This window comes from Kitasatospora sp. NPDC092039 (assembly GCF_044756065.1).
In the GTDB taxonomy this organism is placed as follows: domain Bacteria; phylum Actinomycetota; class Actinomycetes; order Streptomycetales; family Streptomycetaceae; genus Kitasatospora.
In genome coordinates, this window is sequence record NZ_JBIVSD010000005.1 from 357,693 (window position 1) to 377,896 (window position 20,204).

At 72.8% G+C, this 20,204-nt stretch carries 15 protein-coding genes; 4 read left to right on the forward strand and 11 right to left on the reverse strand.

All coding sequences use genetic code 11. The features are described 5' to 3' along the window. Window positions 1-203: 203 nt before the first annotated feature. The 3 genes from ACIQI7_RS13720 to ACIQI7_RS13730 are packed head-to-tail and all read right to left on the reverse strand — an operon-like array spanning window position 204 to window position 3,487. Window positions 204-1,265, reverse strand: a complete 1,062-nt coding sequence (locus tag ACIQI7_RS13720) for a carboxymuconolactone decarboxylase family protein (RefSeq protein ID WP_401108692.1) — start codon at window positions 1,263-1,265, stop codon at window positions 204-206. A 39-nt stretch (window positions 1,266-1,304) separates the two neighbouring features. Then, window positions 1,305-2,960, reverse strand: coding sequence for a GMC family oxidoreductase N-terminal domain-containing protein (locus ACIQI7_RS13725; RefSeq protein WP_401108694.1), 1,656 nt, complete (start codon window positions 2,958-2,960; stop codon window positions 1,305-1,307). Then, entirely contained in the window at window positions 2,957-3,487 is a 531-nt protein-coding gene (locus ACIQI7_RS13730; RefSeq protein WP_401108697.1) for a DUF5987 family protein, read from the reverse strand. Before ACIQI7_RS13730 ends, ACIQI7_RS13725 begins: the two co-directional genes overlap by 4 nt. Window positions 3,488-3,934: 447 nt before the next feature. Between ACIQI7_RS13730 and ACIQI7_RS13735 the strand changes: the two genes are divergently transcribed. Continuing rightward, window positions 3,935-4,714, forward strand: a complete 780-nt coding sequence (locus ACIQI7_RS13735) for a helix-turn-helix transcriptional regulator (protein ID WP_401108700.1) — start codon at window positions 3,935-3,937, stop codon at window positions 4,712-4,714. A gap of 108 nt (window positions 4,715-4,822) precedes the next feature. On the opposite strand, the gene ACIQI7_RS13740 is transcribed toward ACIQI7_RS13735, so the two are convergent. The 3 genes from ACIQI7_RS13740 to ACIQI7_RS13750 all read right to left on the reverse strand — a co-directional run bounded on the left by ACIQI7_RS13740 (window position 4,823) and on the right by ACIQI7_RS13750 (window position 8,262). After that, window positions 4,823-6,181 carry a cytochrome P450 gene (locus ACIQI7_RS13740; protein WP_401108703.1) on the reverse strand — a complete coding sequence of 453 codons (1,359 nt, stop codon included), beginning with the start codon at window positions 6,179-6,181 and terminating at the stop codon, window positions 4,823-4,825. Between the two features lie 2 nt (window positions 6,182-6,183). Continuing rightward, window positions 6,184-7,158, reverse strand: coding sequence for a DUF1702 family protein (locus ACIQI7_RS13745; protein ID WP_401108706.1), 975 nt, complete (start codon window positions 7,156-7,158; stop codon window positions 6,184-6,186). 90 nt (window positions 7,159-7,248) lie between these two features. Beyond that, the gene (locus ACIQI7_RS13750) at window positions 7,249-8,262 is read right to left on the reverse strand and encodes a DUF1702 family protein (RefSeq protein ID WP_401108708.1); all 1,014 of its coding nucleotides are present in this window, start codon (window positions 8,260-8,262) and stop codon (window positions 7,249-7,251) included. Between the two features lie 248 nt (window positions 8,263-8,510). On the opposite strand from ACIQI7_RS13750, the gene ACIQI7_RS13755 reads away from it, so the two are divergent. Then, a complete protein-coding gene (locus tag ACIQI7_RS13755; protein WP_401108711.1) occupies window positions 8,511-9,236 on the forward strand; it encodes a maleylpyruvate isomerase family mycothiol-dependent enzyme in 726 nt (241 codons plus the stop codon). Between the two features lie 120 nt (window positions 9,237-9,356). Here the strand turns inward: ACIQI7_RS13755 and ACIQI7_RS13760 are convergent, their stop codons facing one another. The 4 genes from ACIQI7_RS13760 to ACIQI7_RS13775 all read right to left on the reverse strand — a co-directional run bounded on the left by ACIQI7_RS13760 (window position 9,357) and on the right by ACIQI7_RS13775 (window position 15,429). Further along, window positions 9,357-10,364: an enediyne biosynthesis protein gene (locus tag ACIQI7_RS13760; RefSeq protein ID WP_401108714.1), complete on the reverse strand. Its 1,008-nt coding sequence runs from the start codon at window positions 10,362-10,364 to the stop codon at window positions 9,357-9,359. Next, window positions 10,361-12,289 carry a CRTAC1 family protein gene (locus ACIQI7_RS13765; RefSeq protein WP_401108874.1) on the reverse strand — a complete coding sequence of 643 codons (1,929 nt, stop codon included), beginning with the start codon at window positions 12,287-12,289 and terminating at the stop codon, window positions 10,361-10,363. Before ACIQI7_RS13765 ends, ACIQI7_RS13760 begins: the two co-directional genes overlap by 4 nt. Before the next feature lie 401 nt (window positions 12,290-12,690). Next, window positions 12,691-14,067 carry an FAD-binding oxidoreductase gene (locus tag ACIQI7_RS13770; RefSeq protein WP_401108717.1) on the reverse strand — a complete coding sequence of 459 codons (1,377 nt, stop codon included), beginning with the start codon at window positions 14,065-14,067 and terminating at the stop codon, window positions 12,691-12,693. 120 nt (window positions 14,068-14,187) lie between these two features. Then, the gene (locus ACIQI7_RS13775; RefSeq protein WP_401108720.1) at window positions 14,188-15,429 is read right to left on the reverse strand and encodes an acyl-CoA dehydrogenase family protein; all 1,242 of its coding nucleotides are present in this window, start codon (window positions 15,427-15,429) and stop codon (window positions 14,188-14,190) included. A 181-nt stretch (window positions 15,430-15,610) separates the two neighbouring features. Between ACIQI7_RS13775 and ACIQI7_RS13780 the strand changes: the two genes are divergently transcribed. Next, on the forward strand, window positions 15,611-16,999 hold the full coding sequence (locus tag ACIQI7_RS13780) for a condensation domain-containing protein (RefSeq protein ID WP_401108723.1): 1,389 nt from the start codon (window positions 15,611-15,613) through the stop codon (window positions 16,997-16,999). Window positions 17,000-17,059: 60 nt separating this feature from the next. On the opposite strand, the gene ACIQI7_RS13785 is transcribed toward ACIQI7_RS13780, so the two are convergent. Next, window positions 17,060-18,397 (reverse strand): extracellular solute-binding protein, encoded by a 1,338-nt coding sequence (locus ACIQI7_RS13785; protein ID WP_387747444.1) that lies wholly within the window; start codon window positions 18,395-18,397, stop codon window positions 17,060-17,062. Window positions 18,398-18,600: 203 nt separating this feature from the next. On the opposite strand from ACIQI7_RS13785, the gene ACIQI7_RS13790 reads away from it, so the two are divergent. After that, window positions 18,601-20,175 (forward strand): 4-hydroxyphenylacetate 3-hydroxylase family protein, encoded by a 1,575-nt coding sequence (locus ACIQI7_RS13790; protein ID WP_387747442.1) that lies wholly within the window; start codon window positions 18,601-18,603, stop codon window positions 20,173-20,175. Window positions 20,176-20,204: the final 29 nt, after the last annotated feature.

Sequence of the window (20,204 nt, forward strand, 5' to 3'; positions counted from 1 at the left end):
GTCCGGATGTCTTCTCCGAGTTTGCTTTCCGGCTGGTCCGGGCCGGTGCTTTTCCATAACGGCGTGATGCCGCTTTTCCATAACGGTGTGATTTCCTGGCCGCGCTATTCGATAACGCCGTGATTCGCCGGCCGGCCGCGCCGGGAACGCACCGAGGCCCCCGCCGGTGGGCGGGGGCCTCGGTGGTGCGGGCGTACGCGGGGTCAGGGGCCGGCGGCCGCCGGGACGCGGTCGCCGAGCCGGGCGCCCAGCTCCCGGGCCGCCGTCAGGGCGGCCCAGGAGGTGAGCTCGATCAGCGCGGCATCGCCCGGCCGGTCGCGCCGGAACCCGGCGACGGTACCGTCGTCGACCTGGTACGAGGCCTTGGCGGTCAGCAGGGCCAGCCGGCCCGCCGCACGCTCGTCCCCGGGCAGCGCCGACACCGCCTCCTCGACCCAGCCGCGGCCGAGCCCCGGCGGCCGGCCGTCCCACCCGGCCAGCTGGTCCACGACCAGGCCGCGGACGCCGTCCGGCACGGATCGGGCGCCCGCCGCGTCGATCACGGCGGCCGCCCGGGCGAACGCCCCGGCGACGCTCGGGGTGCCCGCCGCCCAGCGCAGGTCCCCGGGCAGCGGCGCGGACGCCAGCAGGTCGAGCGAGGTCCCGGCCGGCGGGGCGACCCGCGCGCCGCGGCGCATCAGCCGGCCGAGGACGGCCCGCGCCGCCGACCGCGCGGCCGCCGGGAGGCCGGCCGGGAGCGGGCTGTCCGCGAGGAACAGGTTGACCATGCGGTTGAGGTAGTGGAAGGTGACCGCCACCCCGACCAGTTCGGGCGCCGCCTCCGCCGGGAACGGCGGCCCGGCGCCCGGCGTCCGCCCGTGGTCCCCGTCCGCGCGGAACCAGTCGGCCGCCGCCTCCGCCGCCGCGCGGGCCGTGCCCGGGGCGCCCGCCCCGGGCAGCAGCGCGCCCAGCGTCGTGCTGTGCACCTCCACGCAGTACGGGCAGGCGTTGGCTGCCGAGACGGCCGCGGCCACCGCCTCCTTGGTCGCCCGGTCGACCCGCCCGCCGGCGACCAGGGTCTCCCGCAGCATCACCCAGGAGGCGGCGAGCACCTCCGGCGCGGCGGCGTGCAGGCCGATCGGCGGTGCGAGCATCCCGAACTCCCGCTCGACCTCGGCGAAGACGCGGGCCACCTCCTCCCCCGCGTCGGCCGGCCGCACCGGGGCGACCCGGTGGATCCCCGCCATGGACCTCCGCAGGGCCGGCCGCAGGAACGGTGTCGTCATGTGCCCTCCTCGATGGCTCGATCCGGCGCCGGGTGTCCGCTACCGGCGCATCAGGCCGGGCAGCTGCACCTGCACGCCCCGCCGTCCGCTGGTGCCGCCGTCCGGCGCGGGCGCGCCGTACCTGACGTTCACGCCGCGCTCCTGGGCGGCGGCCACGATGCCGGGGATCGCGCGCTCGGCGAGCGCGGAGATGGTCAGCGCGGGGTTGACCGTCAGCGCCCCCGGGACGGCGGAGCCGTCGGTGACGAAGATGCCCGGGTGGTCGCGCAGCTCCTGCCGGTCGTCGAGCGCCGAGGTCCCCGGGTCGTCGCCGATCCGGCAGGACGCCAGCGGGTGCACGGTGTAGGCGCCCACCAGGTCGTTGGTCCACGGCATGACGCGGGCCAGGCCGTCGCGCTCCAGGATGTCCTTCACGACCGCGTCCGACTCCTCCCAGGCGCGCAGGGTGTTGGCGGTCGGCCGGTACGAGATCGTCCCGCGCCCGAGCATCTGCTGGGAGATCCGCTGCGCGTTGCCGGTGGCCGGCGGCGGGCCGAAGACGCCCTCGTTGTCGTCCTCGATCATGGTGAAGACGGTCAGCCAGGACTGCCACTGCCGGACCAGTTCCTTCTTCTCCACACCGAACCAGCTGGGCCCGCTCGCGTCGGGCACCTGGGCCAGGATGGTGCCGAACCCCGGCGGGAAGTAGAGCTGCTCCAGGGAGAACCGGCGGTGCTCCGGCAGCGAGCCGTCGAGGTTGTCCCAGCTCGCCACGACCGGGCCCTTGCCGATCTGGTTGGCCCGGAACGCCCGGCCGTCGGAGCGCTTGAGCCCCAGCAGGTCGCGGGCCCGGTCCTCGTCGACGACGGCCGTGTTGAGGCGCTCCCCGTTGCCGGAGAAGTAGCGGCCCACGGCGTGCGGCATGGTGCCCAGGGTCGCCTCGGAGCGCTGGAGGATCACCGGGGTGGCGCCGGCGCCGGCGGCGAGCACGATGATCTTCGCGTCGATCGTGCCGCTGCCGACGTGCACCCGGTAGTCCTCGTCGTCGACGACCGAGTAGTGCACCCGGTAGCCGCCGTCGTCCGTCCGGGACAGCTGCTGCACCTCGTGCAGCGGCCGGATCTCGGCGCCGTGCGCGAGGGCCGCGGGCAGGTAGTTCAGCAGCAGCGACCGCTTGGCGTCGAAGCGGCAACCGGACATCATCCAGTTGCAGTTGGTGCACTTGGCCCGGTCGATGGCGGCCGGGACGGGGTTGGCGGTGCGTCCCGCGTGCTCGCAGGCGGCGGCGAACAGCCCGCCCGCGTACGTGACGTCGTTCCAGTCCTGCCGGGTGATGGGCAGCGCCTCCTCCACCCGGTCGTACCAGGGGTCGAGGACGTCCCGGTCGATGGCGGCCGGCCACATGCGCCGGCCGATGCTGCCGCGGCGCTCGAAGACGAACCGGGGCGCGCGCGGCATCGCGGCGAAGTACACCACGCTGCCGCCGCCGACGCAGTTCCCGCCGAGCAGGCTCATGCCGTCGCCCACCACGAAGTCGAAGATCCGGGTGTACGAGGAGCCGAGCATGAAGTCGTGGTCGAAGTCGTCCGCCTTGAGCCACGGGCCGCGCTCCAGGATGGTGACCTTCGCGCCGCCGGCCGCCAGGTGGTACGCCGCGATCGCGCCGCCGAAGCCGCTGCCCACGATCAGGACGTCGGTGCTCTCGGTGCTCGTCATGCGGGACTCCCTGAAGACGTGGTGTCCGGGTGGGGATCGGCCAGCTGCTTGCCGTACGAGAAGTCGGGGAACCGCCACAGGCCGTCCTCGTCCGGCTTCATGAACCCCATCCCGGTGAGGCCCGGGTGGCCCGCCGCGAGCGCGTCCGTGGTGTGCATGTGGGCGGCGGTGTCGAAGGCCATGTTGGCGAACAGCGCCAGCAGGACCCAGAGTTCGCGTTCCTGGTGGTCCTTCCCGGTCAGTGCCTGCACCAGGCTGGTCCGGTCCGCGAACGGCAGGGCGACGAACGGCGGCACCGAGTCGTCGAGCCGCAGGCCGTGCTCGTCCGCGTACGTGCCCGCGTGGCGGTTCAGCGCCTGCTCGTAGTCGTCCAGGGCGTCCGTGAGTCCGGTCGCGGGGGTCTCCAGCAGCTCGATGGCGCCCGCCTGGACGGCGCCGCCGCCGGTCGAGGCCCCGGCCACCGCCCGGTCGTCGGGGGAACGCTTCTCGCCCGGGACGATGGTGTCCGCGAACGCTTCGAGCGTCATGGTCCGGTAATCGTGTCGATCTGAGGTAGGCGAGCCCACCGGCATCTCCTCAGGTTCTTGTCGAAAAGCGGGCCGGCGCGCATCGGCCGGTCCCGATTCGCATACGCGACTGTGGCATCGTGCGCGCAATTCGCCCTCGCCTGCATCTCCCGTGTTGCTGAGGGCCGCCGGCGGCCGTTCAAACCTGAATTCCGGGACTTCTCACCGGTCAGGCATGCCAGCGGCAAGTGCCACCGAGCCATTGCGACTGTCATGCGCCTGCTGCTACGGTCGTCACTTGCTATGGCGGCGACAATTGTCAGCTTCGCCTTTCCGAAGGGGGTCCTCCCTTCGCTTGCCTGGCACTGACGGTCGGTCGGTCACCGCGGCCGCGACTTTCGTTCCCGATCATCGCCAGGATGGAATTTCCGTTCATCCGCAGGTGCAGCGGAGAATCTGGAGCCAAAGATGACATCTGCCATCGAGCAAGCCGTTTCCCGGGCCATCGAGACCATGCACGACAACATCGGCGAGCTGCTGACCATCGACGACATGGCGCAGGCGGCCATGTACAGCAAATTCCACTTCTCCCGGGAATTCCAGCGGATGACCGGGGTCTCGCCGCGGCGGTTCCTCTCCGCCATCCGCCTCGAAACGGCCAAGCGCCTCCTCATCGAAACGACGTTCACGGTGACCGAGATCAGCCACCGCGTGGGCTACAACAGCGTCGGTACGTTCAGCTCGCGGTTCGCCAGCAGCGTCGGCGTCCCCCCCACCACCTACCGCCAGCTCGGGGGTTTCACTCCCCGGATCGAGGTCGACTCGCGCGGCCTGGCCCGCGGCACGGAGCTCTCCACCTTCCGCGGCGAGATCCGCGCCCCGATCGCCGGGGACCTCGGCCGGGTCTACGTCGGGCTGTTCCCGACCCGGGTACCGGAGGGGCGGCCGGCCGCGTGTACCGTCCTGCCCCGCCCCGGGGTCTTCTTATTCGACCAGGTGCCGGCCGGCACCTGGTACCTGCTGGCGCACTCCGTCCCGGCCGCGTTCGACGAGGTGCTGACGGGTGACCGCGAGGTCTCGGTGGGATCGGTCGGACCGGTCGAGGTGCGGCCGGACGTGCCGCTGCTGCCGATCGAACTGCGCCTGCGCCCGGCCCGCGTCCTCGACCCGCCGGTCCTGCTGGCCCTGCTGGATGCCCGGGCGGTGGCGCTGGCCACCGAACGGGCCCTGATCACCGACACCGCCTGATCCGGCGCGGCCGGCACGACGGCGGCCTCCGCACGGAGCCCCCGCGACGGACGTCGCGGGGGCTCTGCCGTGCGGGCTCCGCCGTCCGGGACCGGCGGGGCGGTTTCCTCAGCCGACGGACCGCACGGTCATCGGCAGGCCGCCGCGCACCCGCAGCGACAGCATCGGCTCGGCCACCACGCGGTACCCGGGCACCTTGGCCAGCCGGAGGTCGCGGGCGACCATGGCGATCGTGAAGGTCGCCTCCAGCAGACCGAGGTGGTTGCCGATGCAGAAGCGCGGCCCCGCCCCGAACGGGATGTAGGCGTAGCGCGGCCGCTCAGTGGCCCGGTCCCGGTCGAACCGCTCCGGGTCGAACTGCTCCGGGGCGTCCCAGAACCGGGGGTGGCGGTGCAGGGTGTACGGGCAGATCAGGACGTCGGCGCCGGCCGGGACGTGGTACCCGCCGACCTCGTCGTCCGCCTGGGCCTGCCGGGGCAGGATCCACACCGGCGGGTAGAGCCGCATGACCTCCTCCACCACCATCGAGGTGTACCGCAGGCGGTGCAGGTCGTCGAACTCGGGCAGCCGGTCGCCGAGCACCTCGACGGCCTCGGCGTGCAGCCGGTCCATCACCTCGGGGTGCCGGTCGGCCAGGTAGAAGGTCCAGCCGAGGGTGCTCGCCGTGGTCTCGTGGCCGGCCAGCAGCAGGGTGACCAGCTCGTCGCGCATCCGCTGCCGGGCGACCGCGCGGTCGGGCTCCTGGCGGGTGGCGACGATCAGCCGGGACAGCGCGTCGTCCCCCTCGACCTCCCCGCCGTCGCGGGAGACCCGCTCCGCCACCAGCCGGTCGACCACCTTCTGCAGGTCCTGCCGGGCCTTGCGGAAGCGCAGCTGGGTGGACAGCGGCACCCAGCCGGGCACCATGCCCATGGTGACCATGTCGAACATCGCCTGGTCCTGCACGGCCTCGAAGTCGTGCCCGACCGCCTCGAAGGCGCTGAGGTCGACGTCGAGCAGGGTGCGGCCGAGCACCCCGAGGGTCAGCGCCGTCACCTCCTTGACCACGTCGACCGGTCCGCCGCCCTCGTGCGCCCGCAGCCGGCCGACCAGCTTGGCCGCCTCCTCCGCGACGGCGTCGGCCTGTTGGACGATCCGTTTGTGCTGGAAGGCGGGCTGGATCTGCCGGCGCTGCTTGCGCCAGAGCTCGCCCTCGCTGGTCAGCAGGCCGTTGCCGAGGGCGCGCCGGGCCTGGGCCAGCCCGATCCCCTTGTGGTAGTTGGCCGCGTTGTCCGCGAGCACGTGCTTGGCGTGGTCGGGGTGGTTGAAGAAGTACAGCGTCTTGGGGCCCATGGAGATCCGGACCGCGTCGCCGTACTCCGCGGCGGCGGAGCGCATCATCGAGAGCCGGTCCCCCACCAGCCTGCGCAGCAGGACGGGGGCGGCCCGGCGCGGCGGGCCCGGCGGCACCCGGTGGCCGGCGGCCACGGCTAGCACCCCCCGACGGCGGGGAAGCGGTCGGCGATGGCCTGGCGCCACACCTCGTACGCGGGCACCGCGCCCGGCACCGGCCCGGCCGGCCGCACCTCCTGGGTCACCGCGGCCGCCTGGGCGGACGACATGCCGCAGAAGACGCGGGTGGCCAGCTCGGTGTGCGGCACCAGCAGCCCGGCCCGGATCCGGGCCTCCGCGGCGAACGCGCTGCCCTGGGCGACCATCGCCCGGTGGACGCCGGCCCGCTCGCGGAACGCGCACAGTTCGGCCTCGCCCACGCCCCCGGCGTAGGTGGCCGCCAGTCCGGCCCCGCCGTAGAGGTCGGACCACCGGGACTCCGGGAACTTCTCGATCATGGTCGCGACCAGGTCCGCGTCGGTGCCGCCGACGAACCACAGGGCCCGGCCGATGCCCTGGTCGATGGCGCGGCCCGCGTACGACGGGTGGTCGTGCGCCGGCCAGGGGAACGCCGGGTCCCGGTACTGCTGGTGGACGTACCGGTCGGTGCGGAAGTACGCCTGGTGGAAGCCGTACCCGTCGAGCACCAGCCAGCGCAGCAGCGGGTCGAGCGCGTCGATGTCGGGCCAGCGGAACCTCGGCAGCCGGGCCATCGCCCAGCCGATCCCGACGTAGACCATGTAGACGTGGTCGGCGCCCCGGCCGGCGAGGAAGCGGGCCACCGAGTCGCGGCCGGTCAGCCGCAGCCCGTCGAGCATGGCGAAGCCCATTCCGGCGCCCTCGTAGGCGAAGCCGCGGAACCGGACCGGGATCTCCTCCAGCGGGTGTTCCGCCTCCGCCGGGTTCCGGGCCTCCACGGCGTGGGCGTAGCCCTCCAGGAAGCGCGCGCCGACCGTCTCCAGGATTTCCTGGGCGGCCGGCGACTTCCGGTGGAAACCACGCGTCTCCAATAGCGTTTCAGAGGTGCTCGGGGTGAGAATTCGACGTCGGAGCGTCCGCCATGCACTGGCCACGCCATACTCCTCTCAGGTTCTCCCGCGAGGCGGCCGATCCGCCCCGCGGATGGTTCGCACCCGTCCGGCCCGGGCCCTGCACGCGGGCGCTCAGCGCGTCGGGGCCGCCGGGAGCGGCGCGGGCCCGCCGTCCCGGAAGTGCGCGCGCACGTTCGCCCGCCACAGCTCGTACGGGGGCGTCCCGCCGGCGGCGTCCGGGGTGGGGCCGTCCACCGCGCAGTCGTCGGCGAGCTTCGCGGCCGCCTCCACCGACAGGCCGGTCAGGCTCGTCGAGGCCGCCTCGGAGTGCGCGGGGACGAAGCCCGCGTACGCACGCGCCTTGGCGGCGAACACCGACCCCTGGGCGAGCTCCGCCCGGTGCGGGCCCGCCGTGTCGGCCAGCCCGGCCAGGCCCTCGGCCGTGCCGCCCCCGGCGAAGGTCGCGGCCAGTCCCACGCCGCTCCACAGGTCGCCCTGCCGGTCCGCGCCGAACTTCCGTACCGCGGCCGCGACATGGGCCGGCGATCCGCCGTGGATGAACCACAGCGCCCGTCCGACGCCCTGGTCGACCGCCCGCTGGAAGTAGCCGGGCGCGCCCTGCCACGGGTACGGCTTCGGCCGGCGCTGCTCGTCCACCCAGCGCCGGGTGTGGAAGTAGGCGAGGTCGAAGCCGTAGCCGTCGACGGCCAGCCAGCTCATCGTCGGGTGGTAGGGCGTCCCGGTGAGGTCCGGCAGCACCTTGCGCCACAGCGACCTCGGCAGCCGCGCCATCGCGAAGCCGATGCCGATGTACGCCAGGAAGATGTGCGGCTGCCCGGGCCCGGCCAGCAGGTCGCGGGTGCGGTGGCCGCCGCCCGTCGCGTCCAGGACGGTGAAGGCCATCGTGGCGCCCTCGTACGCGAATCCGCGCTGTTCCGGCTCGACCAGGCCGAGCCTGCGCTCGACCTCCCACTGGCTGCGGGCGTCGATCCCCCACTCGAAGCCGCAGACCACCGCCTGGGGCACCGCCTCCAGTCGTTCGGTGGCCTCCGTCGGCGTCACCGGGAATCCCCGCCCGGCGAAGGTCACCGAGGCCAGTGACGGTGTCAGTACCAGCCGGCGCAGCGATCCGAAGGTCGTCGGCACGATGCCTCCCAGGCTCACGTCCAGAAATCCAGGTCCCCCCATGGTCCTGACGCCGCGTCACGGTCCGCATCTCCGCGGTTGCGTTCCTGGACCCGCCCGGCCCGCGGGCGTCTTCGGACGTGCTCCGCCCGCCTCCGTCGGCCTTCCCGCGGGGCCCTGGCACCACAATGGAACCGGCCCGCGCGAGACCGGAGTTCCGGCGTCGCCGGTCCGTCCCGTCACGGCCGTCCAACCGAAGGAGAGCCCGTATGAGCACGTACCAGCGCAACGCCGAGGCCACGTCCGGGTCGCTCTGGGAGCGGGCGCCCGACCACCTCGCCTACCGCGGTTCCCGGGAGTACATCACCGGATTGGTGGAGCGCCCCGGGGTGGCCGGCGTTCCGGTGCCCGCCTGCCCGGGGTGGACCGTCCTGGACGTGGTCGGCCATCTGCTGGAGGTCTGCCGGACGGTGGCCGCCGACGCGCCCGGCAACCTGTGGGAGGTCCCGCACGACGGCTCCGGCGACGGCCTCGCCGGCCTGCTCGCCGAGTGGGCGCGGCTGGACGGCCCGGTGGAGCGGGTGGTCACCGAGTCCCCGCAGCTGCGGCACACCATGCTGATGATGGACGCGTTCACCCACGAGCTCGACATCCGGGGCGCGCTGGGGGTGCCGGTGGTGCCGGAACACCCCTCCTACCCCTCGTCGTTGGACCTGGTCGTCCGGGGCTTCTCCGCCGCGGTGCGCACCCTGGGCCTTCCGGCGCTGCGGATCGAGACGCCGGGCGCCGAGTGGCTGGCCGGCGACGGCGAGCCGGCCGCCGTGCTGCGCGGGCACCGGCACGACCTGCTGCGGTCGCTCACCGGCCGGCGGTCGCTCGGCCAGATCGCCGAACTGGCCTGGAGCGCCGCGCCCGGGCCCTGGCTGCCGGCGTTCACCTGGGGGCCGTTCCACCCGCCGGCGAAGCCCGTCGAGGCGGTGCTCGCCGAGCGGTAGGCCGCCGGCCCGCCCCTCCGGCGGAACGGCGAACGGCGCTGTGGCGCTGCCCGGTCGGGCAGCGCCACAGCGCCGTCGCGGTGCCGGCCGCGGTGGTCCAGCGGTGTCACCCGCGGTGGTTCAGGCCGCGACCGCGCCGATCTGCTGCGGCTGCGCGGCCGTCCCGTCCGCGGCGCCCGCGCCGGCGGCGGCCGCCTGCCGGGACCGCTGGAGCAGGTGGGCGACCCACCAGCCGATCCCGCGCAGGGCGCAGACGATCGTGGTGGCGTAGAACAGGGTGTAGACGACGTTGAACACCATCAGGACCCCGTAGACCATGGCGACCGAGGAGCCGAACATGAACTGCGCCTTGGCCTTCATCGGCGTCGTCCCCGGGTCGCTGATCATGTAGTTGGTGAACAGCACGAAGGCGACGCCGGTCATCGCGCCGAGCGCGGAGAACAGCGCGACGTCCCAGATCCAGTGCCGGATGAACGCCTGGATGGCGAACGCGCCGAGCCAGCCGACGATCAGCGGGGTCCGCTTGGTGAGCAGCGCGTTGATCACCGTGCCCGCGGTGGCGATGATCAGCGGGATCATGACGCGGAAGAAGGTGTTCGCGTTCTCGGTGAACTGGTACGGCGGCGAGATGCTGAACCAGGAGCCGAAGCACAGCAGCGACATGGTGATCCCGAAGTTGGACGGGTTCATGTAGTGCCGCATCCGGCCGGCGATCGGCGCCTGCAGGGCGTGCTTGCCGCCGACGCCGATGACCACCCCGAAGAACAGCGGCAGCAGTTGGTTGTTGCCGTACGTCAGCATGTTGACCGCGAGCGCCGTGATGTGCGCCGGCAGCAGGAACTCGTAGAGCCCCCGGCCCCCGTTGCCGCGGAAGCGCGGCGCGCGGCGCTGGGCCCAGGCGCTGATCAGCTCGAAGCCGAGCTCGCAGGCGTAGGCGGTGAACACCGCGATGAACGGCCACAGCCAGGGCTGTTCGAAGCCGAGCAGGGTGTAGCCGAAGATGTTGAACACGCTGATGGAGATCGCGAAGTTCCGCAGGGCGAGGTAGCGGGGGTCCTTGGGCTTCGCGGGGGCGGCCGGCGCGGCCGCCGGGGCGCCGCCGGGTTGGGCTTGCGCTGTCGCGCTCATCGGTTCGGGACCTCCTGGACGTCACTGGTCAGCATCAGGGAGTGGGTGCCGGGGGTGATCTCCTGGGTCTTCTCGTGCAGCCCGCCGGCGGCGTCCCGCCACGTCAGCTTGACGGTGACCGGGCCCTGGTGGGAGCCGAGGCCGAAGCGCACGTCGAAGCTGCGGTAGCCGCCGTGGCCGCCGCCGCCGTCGAGCTGGGAGATCTGGTTGCCGTCCGGGGTCATGACGCACACGGTGGCGCCGTACGCCGGGGCCCCGGTGTTCACCAGGCCCTGGCCCGCTCCGCCCTCGGCGGTCGGCCGGTAGAGCCGCAGGTTCAGCTGGTTGCCGAGGTTCGGCGAGGTGTTGGCGTAGAAGGCGGGCGGCCCCCACTGGCGGGCGACGGCGAAGTCCAGCTTGCCGGTGCCGGTGGTGTCGCCGGTGGCCAGGCCGCGGGTCGGGGTCGGCACGTCGATGCCCAGCTGGGAGCTGATGTTGACGTACGGGCCGCCGGGGGTCTTGGCGTAGAAGGCGATGGCCTCGTCGCCGGCGATGTCGTCGCCCGGCTGGACGTTGGGCCACATCGCCGGGTTGGAGAGCAGGTCGTCGTTGGTCATGGCCATCTCCTGCAGCCACGGCCAGCGGTTGATCTTGCCCTTCACGAAGCCGGTCGCCTGGAGGACGTTGAGCTCGCCGCTGTTGAGGAAGTCGCCCATCTTGGCGTCCCAGCCCCAGCCGCTCCAGGCCATCCCGTGCTCCTGGGCCTCCTGCTTGAACGGCGCGATGCCTGCGGCGAGTTTGGCCCGCATGTCGGCCTCGTCCTTGGACTTGTTGATCCAGACGAAGTTGCTCTCCTCCAGGCCCCAGGCGACGGCGATGTTGCTGACCATCATGTCGAACTTGCCGTCGCGGCCGAGGTCGCCGAAGTCGACGCCCATGCCCTTGAAGGAGCCGTTGCCGAGCACGAAGGACTTGGGCGTGGTCGGGGTGCGCTCGCCCTTGGCCTCGGTGAGCTCGATGTGCCCGGGCGTCGACCGGTTGTACAGCAGGTGCCCGTGGCCGAAGTCGTTGGCGATGTAGAGCTCGGGCAGCCCGTCGCCGGTCAGGTCGGCGCCGGAGATGGCGAGCGTCCACCCGGTCGACGCGTCGTAGGGGATGGCGCCCTTCTCCTCCACGTAGGACACCGTGGGCTCGGGGCCCGAGGTGCTCTGCTGCCAGCGCAGGACGTGGTCGCCGCCGGCGTTCTTGGCGCTGGACAGCGAGTCGTTCATCTCGACGTTGTTCAGACCGTTCGGGTCGAGCACGTCGGAGTCGGGGAAGTAGTTGCCGATCACGATCGACGGGTGTCCGCTGCCGTCGAGGTCGCCGACGTAGTCCGCGTCGGTGTTCCAGCGCGGGCCGTGGTACCTCCCGTCCAGCGACTCCGAGGGGATCAGTTCCCTGGGCACGTAGGCGCTCGGGGACACGGTCGTGGCGTCCGACTTCGCCATGAACAGGATCGGCGTCCGGCCCCAGTACGTCACCAGGAGGTCCATCCGGCCGTCCGCGTTGAAGTCCCCGGGGGTGCAGGCGGTGGGCGCCATGGCCTCGTCCATCGGCAGCGGCTTGCCGTCCAGCACGAAGGGCGTGAACCGGTCGGCCTCCCGGGCGGTCGGCGTGTACGTCACGATGACGCTGTCGGTCCTGGTGTCGACGATGCACATGCCGTCGGCCACGCCGTGCCCGGTGAGGTCGTTGATCGCGATGCTGGCCCCGACCGAGGAGATCCACGAACGGATCTTCTGGTAGGCCGGGTTGACGTTCCGGACGGTCCTCATCGGCCGCTGGTCGTAGCCGGGCGGCATCGCGATGGGCATCTCCTTGAAGCCGTACTTCTTCGCGACGTCCTCCGCGCCGGCCACCGCGACCGAGCTCCTCGCCGCGAAGAACAGCGAGGCGGCCACCATGATCACCACCAGGCCCGGTACCAGTCTGCGGAATCGTTCACGGTTTGACACCGAATTCCCCTCTCAGCAGATCGCGTACGACCCTGCTCTCGCATCGAGTGCACCGACGCGGCCGACTCCTGCGGGCTGGAAAAGGCCCGGGGTCCGGAATCCGCGTTCCCGAAATGCGACGGTGAATCCCACTTCACGCGCAGGTCTACTGCACGAGCATGAACTCCGCGCGCTCACAGAGGCATCTCTCACATTGCTCACCGGCCCGTCCCGGCTTTTACCGAGAATTGTCCGGCGGAGGAATCCCACCGTTCGGCCGGCCGGACACGCCGAAGCGCCCTCCGGAGGTACGCGGAGGGCGCTTCGGCGGGTTCGTACGGGGCACCGGCGGTCGGTGCCCGCGGTGGAGGTCAGTAGCGGGCGGAGGCCCCCGGCGGCACGTCGTGGCGCATCCACCCCGACGGGTCCACCCGGCGGCGCACCCGGTCCACCCGCTCGACGGCGGCCGCGGACAGGTGCCGCTGCGGCTGCTCCAGGCGCTCGACCAGGGTCGGCGCGGTCCGGCCGGTGTCCCAGGGCGCCAGGGCGGAGCGGGCCTCGGCGCAGTGCGCCCGCACCGCCGCCGCCGAGGCCTGGTCGACCGCCAGGCCGCCCGCCGTGAAGGCGAAGGCGGCGTCGAGGTGGCTCAGCGCCCCGCCGTTCGGATCGGGCACCGCGAGCGCGCCGCCCAGCTGCCGCAGTTCGGCGTTGACCAGCGGCGAGCCCGAGCCCTCCCCGAGCACCTTGAGGAACGTCTCGGCGCCGTCCGCGCCCAGTGCGGAGAGCAGCTGGTGGTCCCCGAGCACCGGCACCGGGTCGGTCGGGTCCATGTGGGTGCCGACCACGGCCGACGGGGTGGTGGTGCACCAGGTGTCCAGCACCGGCCCGGCGACCGCACGGAACCGGCCGAGCAGGTCCGCGGCCCGGCGCTCGGCCGTCGCCAGCCCGTCCTCGGTCGGGCTGAGCACCACTCCGGCCAGGCACACCACCGGGCCGCCGGTCAGCTCCGGCGGGATGCCGGGCACGGCCGGCAGGTTCATCACCCGGAACACGGTGGTGACGGCCTCGGGCGCGTCCCCGGTCCAGTCCAGCCAGCGGGTCAGCAGCTCGGGGCCGTGCGAGGCCGGCCAGAAGGCCGCGCCGGTGACCACCCGGGCCGCCGGGAAGAGCCCGACCTCGATCGCGGTGACGACGCCGAGTCCGCCGCCGCCCCCGCGCAGCGCCCAGAACAGCTCCGGGTCCTCGCTCGCCGAGACCCGGCGGAACTCGCCGTCCGGGGTGACGAGTTCGACCGCCCGGACGCTGTTCACGGCGAGCCCGGCCCGGCGGCCGTAGAAGCTGATCCCGCCGCGCAGCAGGAAGCCCACCACCCCGACCGTGGGCGAGGTGCCGTGCGGCGCGGCCAGCCCGTGCACGGCGGCGGCCTCGACCACCTCGCCCCAGCGCGCGCCGGCCGGGACGCGGGCGGTGCGGGCCACCGGGTCGACCACCACCGGGCCGTCGGGCTCGGTGCGGATCAGCAGGCTGTCGTCCATCGGGCGGGCCGAGGAGGCGGCGTGCCCGGTGGTGTGCACCCGGACCCACCGCCCCTCGTGCCGGGCGTGGCGCAGCGCCGCCCGGACCTGCTCGACGGTGCGGACCGTCACCGCCGCCGCGGGCCGGACCGGGGCGGCCAGGTTGAACACGGCGGTCGCGGCGGCGTAGCCGGGCTCGCCGGGCAGCGCGACGGCGTGCTCGGTCTCGGTCATGACGGAACTCCTCGGATCGACGGGCTGCTCGGCGGACGGGTTCGGCGGACTGCTCGACGGGCCGCCTGACGGACTACCGGACGCGTGACGTGACGGACTGCTCGACGGCTGCTCGACGCGCTACTTGACACCGAACCGGGCGCGGGCGAGCTCCCGGGTGGTCACCGCGGACAGGAAGACGCCGATCCCGGAGTGGCTGTGCAGGGTGGACAGGTCGCGCCAGACCCGCTCGATCCGCTCGCCCTGCCGCACCGAGCTGGAACCCGCCGTCGGGAACAGCTGCCCCTCCACGGCGTGCCAGCACAGCCGGATCACCTCGCGGCAGATGGTGGCCAGGCGCAGGTCGTGCTCCCGGGTGAAGGCGCCCGGCCCCCGGGCGCACAGCTCCTGCCACTGGGTGACCGCCTGCCGCACGGCCGCCTCGGCGGTGGCGATCATGCCGGCCGCCTCGCCGTACCAGAACTGGTAGTCCGGGTCCTCGGCACGGGTGACCACGGGCGGGAACAGCGTCGTGCGGGAGACCATCAGCTCCCCGTAGGCGTCCAGCGCGCCCTGGGCCATGCCGACGGCGAGCGAGGCGACCTCCAGCACCATGAAGCTGAGCGAGCCGCCGCCGTACTCCGGGTTGCCGTGCAGCCGGTAGCCGGGCGTGCCCCCGTCGACGAGGACCTCGCTCATGTGCGTCCGCGGCAGGGTCAGGTGGTCCGGGATCCGGCCGTCCTCGATCACGATGCTGTGCGAGCCGCTGCCCTTGAGGCCCAGCTGGCCGCCCCAGTCGTCGAGCCGGCGGAACTGCTCGCGCGGGGCGACGAAGAGCATCGGCGCCGGCGGTTCGCCGTCCTCGCCGGGCATCGGCACGTGTCCCATGAAGTGGGTCGCGTACGGCGAGCCGGAGCAGTAGTTCCAGGTGCCGTCGATCCGCCAGCCGCCGTCCCCGTCCCGCTCCGCCGTGCCGTTCGGGACGATGGTGGCCGGGCAGATGAAGTCGCCGCCGGCGAACAGCTCGGCCTGCGCGCGCTCGCCGAACAGCGAGGCCGCGGGCAGGGCGTGGGTGGCGCCGAGGCAGTACATCCAGCCGGTCGACGGGCAGCCGCGGGCGAGCGTCGTCGCCACCCGCAGGAACGTGTCGATGCCGAACTCGTAGCCGCCGTACCGTTTCGGGACGAGGATCCGGTAGAAACCGGCCCGGGCGAACGCCTCGTGGGTGTCCTGGGCGTAGTAGGTGCGCTGTTCGGTCTCGGCCTGCCGGGGCACCAGGAGCGGCGCGATGGCCTCGGCCCTGGCGATGATCTCCTCGGGTGTCAGACCGGGCTCGGGCGGCTGCGGCGAGCCGGACCCTGCGGCATTCGTGGCGACCGTCATGTGCGCGCGGCTCCTCTGCGGTTCGAGCGGGCTTTCCCTGGGGACTTTCCCGGCCAGCGTCGCGCGCGGACCGGCCGGGCCGCATCTCCCTGATTGCCAGCACGATCGAAGAACCGCGGCGGCGGGGCGGTTGCTACGGTTCCGGGGCGAATTCGCCCCGGACCCAGTGAGAGGAATTCCCATGAGCCTCGATGGAAAGCCGCAGTCGGACGCACCGGTGGGCAGGACGCCGCTCTCGTTCAACCAGGAATTCCTCTGCGGTTTCGACCGCGGCGACGACGAGGGGCCGTTCGGCCCGCGGTTCCACATCGTGCACGGCTGGCGGCTGCGCGGGAAGGTCGACGCCGCGACGCTGCAACTGGCCCTGGACGACGTGGTGGTGCGGCACGAGGCGCTGCGGACCGCGATCGTCCGGGGCGAGGGCGAGCGGTACCAGGAGGTCCACCCGCCCACCCCGGTCCGGCTGGAGCTGCGGGAGCTGCCCGGAGCGGATCCGGCGGCGCGCGAGCAGGCGGTCGAGGACCTGATCACCGAGGTCGAGTCGGGGACCATCAGCGCGCGCGAACTCCCGCTGCTGAAGGCCACCCTGCTCCGCTTCGACGAGGACGACGCGGTCCTGGCGCTGGTCGTGCACCACACCGCGGCGGACGGCTGGTCGGTCCGGCTGATCATCCGCGACCTCGCCGTCCGCTACGCCGAGCGCCGCGGGCACCGGCAGCCCGAACTGCCCGACGCCCTGCCGTACCGCGAGTTCTCCGCCTGGCAGCGGGAGTACGCGGCGGACCCGGCGCTGGAGGAGTCGCGCGCGTTCTGGCGGGAGCGGCTGGCCGGCGCCCGGATCCTCTCGGTGCCCACCGACCGGCCGAAGTCCTCCGGCCTGCCGGAGGCCACCGCCGTCCACCGCTTCACCGTCGACGCCGAGTTGACCGCCCGGGCGGTGGAGATCGGCCGCGCGCTGCGCAGCACGCCGTTCATGGTGCTGCTGGGCGCGTTCGCGGTGATGGTCGCGCGGTCCACCGGGACCACCCGTGTGGTGGTGCCGACCTTCTCGCCGGGCCGCGGCGAGGACCGCTTCCACCACACCGTCGGGCCGTTCTTCAACTTCCTCCCGCTGTGCACCGAGCTGGCCGGGTCCCGCGACTTCGCCGAGGTGGTCTCCCGGATCCGCACCACCAGCCTGGAGGCGTACGCCCACGACATCCCGTTCGGGCAGATCCTCGCCCAGGCACCGGAGTTGATGCTGCCGACGCTGGAGGACGGGCGGGCGGCGTGCGTCTTCCAGGTGTTCCCGTTCCCGTTCCTGCTGGACGCGGAGCTGATCGGGGACCTGGAGTACACCGAGGTGCGCCGCCGGCTCACCTCGCAGCCGGTGGGCTCGGACGTGCCCAACGGCGCGCTGTGGACGCTCAACCTCGACCCGGCCGGCGACGTGGTGGCCGGCATCCAGTACAACAGCAACCTGTACGACGAGAGTTCGGTGGCGGAGCAGGTGGACCGCTTCCGCGAGGTGCTGCGGGAGCTGGTCGGCGCGCCGGACGCGCCCCTGGACCTCCGCCCCGGGCGTTCCTGAGAGCGGGAAACGGGTCCGACGCCCCCCGACCCGGCGGGGGGCGTCGGACCCGTTCGTTTCTCAGCCGACCCTGATCGGGCCGCGCGGGCGCAGGCCCCGGCAGGCGTCGTTGTAGTGGTCCAGCAGCCGCTGGGCCTCCGCGTTGGCCCGGGCGAAGCGGACCCGCGGGTCCACGTCGGTGACCAGGACGTCGTGCATGGCGGTGGTCAGGACGTCCTGGATCCCGGCGAACTCCCCGAGCAGCGCGCCCCGGGCGGCCGGCGAGCCGGAGTTGGCGGCGAGCTGGTCCAGCGCCGTGCGGAAGTGCGGGTTGCGCCGGAACCAGCCCTCCTGCTCCAGCAGGTCGATCGCCCCGCCGGTGACCGGGATGAACCCGGTCTCCCGGTGCCGCTCGGCGGCGGTCCGCGGGGTGTTCAGGTACTGCATGAAGGCCAGGGCGCCGTCCTGGGTCCGCTGGTCCAGGCCGGCGGCCAGCCAGAGCGCGTCCCCGCCGATCACGTTGCCCGCGTACGGCACCCGGTCGTTGTACGGCATCCGGCAGGCCCGCACCTCGAAGCCGCCGTCCCGGCCGGCCTGGGCCATCCGGGCCGCCTCGACCGAGGTGGTGAGGGTGAAGGCGACCTCCTGGTCGGCGAACGCGCGGAAGTTGCCGTCCCAGTCGACCTCGGTGTTCACCCGGCTCGGGTGGTAGCGGTACAGGCCCGCCCGGTGCAGCCCCCGCCACCACTCGACGTAGGCCAGCATCGCGTCCGAGTCGAGGTACAGCCGCTCGGCGCGGCCGGAGCGGCCGTTGTCCTGGTCGGCGAGCAGGGCGCCCTGCTGGGCCACCGACTGCTGGAACCACCAGCCGTGGTTGGGCCAGGTGATCGCGTGGGCCGGCCCGTCCGGGAGCGCGGCGACGGCCCGGCAGGCCGCCTCGATCCCGGCCCAGGTCTGCGGGACCTCGGTGATCCCGGCCCGCTCCAGCAGGGTGGTGTTGGCGTAGAGCAGCGTGGTCGAGGTGAGCGGCGGCATGGCCGCCACCGCGCCGTCGTAGGTGTAGTAGTGCCGGGCGGCGGGCGCGACGTCGCCGAGCACGACCGGCTCGCCGAGGATCTCGGTGCGGCCCGCGATCGCCCGCTCGACGGAGGTGAACAGCGGTGACCCGTCGGGCCGTCGGGCGTCGAGGGCGTCCCGGGTCGAGGTGTAGAAGTACTGCGCGATGGTCGGCGCCTCCCCCTTGCCGACGGCGTCGTGCACCGCCTGGGGCACCGACAGCCAGTCCGCGCCGGTGACCCTGATCCGGTACTCGGGGTGGTTGGCCGTGAACTTCTCCGCCAACTCCCTTGTCCGGTCGAGAAAGTACGGCATGAACGGATAGAGCGGCACCACGATGTCGATGTCGGTTCGCTGGCTCATTCCGGAGTCCTTCCTGCACAGGCCGGGCGATTCAGATGCTCATGCTCCGGGGGCGGCCGGACCGGGGCATCTCCGCAAGTGCTGAGTCCGGCGGGCCTGACCACCCGGGTGACCGCAAGCGCGCACGCCGGGAGAAGCGGCCTCCGCATCCGGGCTGGCACGCTCGATCCGTCCGGTGAACTGGCAGCAAGGAGAGGCGTCTGATGGCCGAAGCCCGGGAGACCACCGCCGGCGATGCGCGCGGGACCCGCCCGCTGACCGGGGCGGAGTACATCGAGAGCCTTCGCGACGACCGGGAGATCTATCTCTACGGCGACCGGGTCAAGGACGTCACGACCCACCCGGCGTTCCACAATCCGGTCCGGATGACCGCACGGCTCTACGACGCCCTGCACGATCCCCGGCACCGGCCCGTACTGACCGCGCCGGTCGACAGCGGCGGCGAGGGGTACACCCACCGCTTCTTCACCACCCCGCGCAGCGCGGAGGACCTGGTCGGCGACCAGCAGGCGATCGCCGCCTGGGCGCGGATGAGCTACGGCTGGATGGGCCGCAGCCCCGACTACAAGGCGTCCTTCCTCGGCACCCTGGGCGCGAACGCGGACTTCTACGAGCCGTTCGCGGACAACGCCCGGCGCTGGTACGCGGAGTCGCAGGAGAAGGTGCTGTACTGGAACCACGCGATCGTGCACCCGCCGGTCGACCGGAGCCTGCCGCCGGACCAGGTGAAGGACGTCTTCATCCACGCCGAGCGGGAGACCGACGCCGGGCTGGTCGTGTCCGGCGCGAAGGTGGTCGCCACCGGATCCGCGCTGACGCACTACAACTTCATCGCGCACTACGGCCTGCCGATCAAGGACCGCACCTTCGCCCTGGTGGCCACCGTGCCGATGGACGCGCCCGGGATGAAGCTGATCTGCCGCCCGTCGTACACCGCGACGGCGGCGGCGATGGGCAGCCCGTTCGACCACCCGCTGTCGTCCCGGCTGGACGAGAACGACACCATCCTGGTGCTCGACAAGGTGCTCATCCCGTGGGAGAACGTCTTCGTCTACGGGCAGCCGGAGAAGATCCGGATGTTCACCGGCCAGTCGGGCTTCATCGAGCGGTTCACCTTCCACGGCTGCACCCGGCTCGCGGTGAAGCTGGAGTTCATCGCCGGGCTGCTGGCCAAGGCGCTGGACATCACCGGCACCGGCGACTTCCGCGGGGTGCAGAGCCGGCTCGGCGAGGTGCTGGCCTGGCGCAACCTGTTCTGGGGGCTGTCCGACGCGGCCGCCCGCAACCCGGTCGCCTGGCGCAACGGCGCGGTGCTGCCCAACTCCCAGTACGGGCTGGCCTACCGGTGGTTCATGCAGACCGGCTACCCGCGGATCAGGGAGATCGTGCTCCAGGACGTGGCCAGCGGGCTGATCTACGTGAACTCCAGCGCCAAGGACTTCGACAACCCGGGGATCCGGCCGTACCTGGACCGGTTCCTGCGCGGCTCCGGCGGCGTGGACGCGGTCGAGCGGGTCAAGGTGATGAAACTGCTCTGGGACGCCGTCGGCAGCGAGTTCGGCGGCCGCCACGAGCTGTACGAGCGCAACTACGCCGGCAGCCACGAGAACACCCGGATCGAGCTGCTCTTCGCCCAGCTCGCCAACGGCCAGCTGGACTCCTACAAGGGCCTGGTCGACGAGTGCCTGGCGGAGTACGACCTGAACGGGTGGACCGTGCCCGATCTGTCCTCCTTCGCCGACCTGAGCGACTCCGTCCACGGGCTGCTCGACAGCTGATCCGGGCACCGACAACCAATCGATCAGGA

Coding starts and splice junctions, on each gene's coding strand:
- ACIQI7_RS13720 (WP_401108692.1), bottom strand. CDS start 1,265: ATGACGACACCGTTCCTGCGGCCGGCCCTGCGGAGGTCCATGGCGGGG.
- ACIQI7_RS13725 (WP_401108694.1), bottom strand. CDS start 2,960: ATGACGAGCACCGAGAGCACCGACGTCCTGATCGTGGGCAGCGGCTTC.
- ACIQI7_RS13730 (WP_401108697.1), bottom strand. CDS start 3,487: ATGACGCTCGAAGCGTTCGCGGACACCATCGTCCCGGGCGAGAAGCGT.
- ACIQI7_RS13735 (WP_401108700.1), top strand. CDS start 3,935: ATGACATCTGCCATCGAGCAAGCCGTTTCCCGGGCCATCGAGACCATG.
- ACIQI7_RS13755 (WP_401108711.1), top strand. CDS start 8,511: ATGAGCACGTACCAGCGCAACGCCGAGGCCACGTCCGGGTCGCTCTGG.
- ACIQI7_RS13760 (WP_401108714.1), bottom strand. CDS start 10,364: ATGAGCGCGACAGCGCAAGCCCAACCCGGCGGCGCCCCGGCGGCCGCG.
- ACIQI7_RS13765 (WP_401108874.1), bottom strand. CDS start 12,289: ATGGTGGCCGCCTCGCTGTTCTTCGCGGCGAGGAGCTCGGTCGCGGTG.
- ACIQI7_RS13770 (WP_401108717.1), bottom strand. CDS start 14,067: ATGACCGAGACCGAGCACGCCGTCGCGCTGCCCGGCGAGCCCGGCTAC.
- ACIQI7_RS13775 (WP_401108720.1), bottom strand. CDS start 15,429: ATGACGGTCGCCACGAATGCCGCAGGGTCCGGCTCGCCGCAGCCGCCC.
- ACIQI7_RS13780 (WP_401108723.1), top strand. CDS start 15,611: ATGAGCCTCGATGGAAAGCCGCAGTCGGACGCACCGGTGGGCAGGACG.
- ACIQI7_RS13785 (WP_387747444.1), bottom strand. CDS start 18,397: ATGAGCCAGCGAACCGACATCGACATCGTGGTGCCGCTCTATCCGTTC.
- ACIQI7_RS13790 (WP_387747442.1), top strand. CDS start 18,601: ATGGCCGAAGCCCGGGAGACCACCGCCGGCGATGCGCGCGGGACCCGC.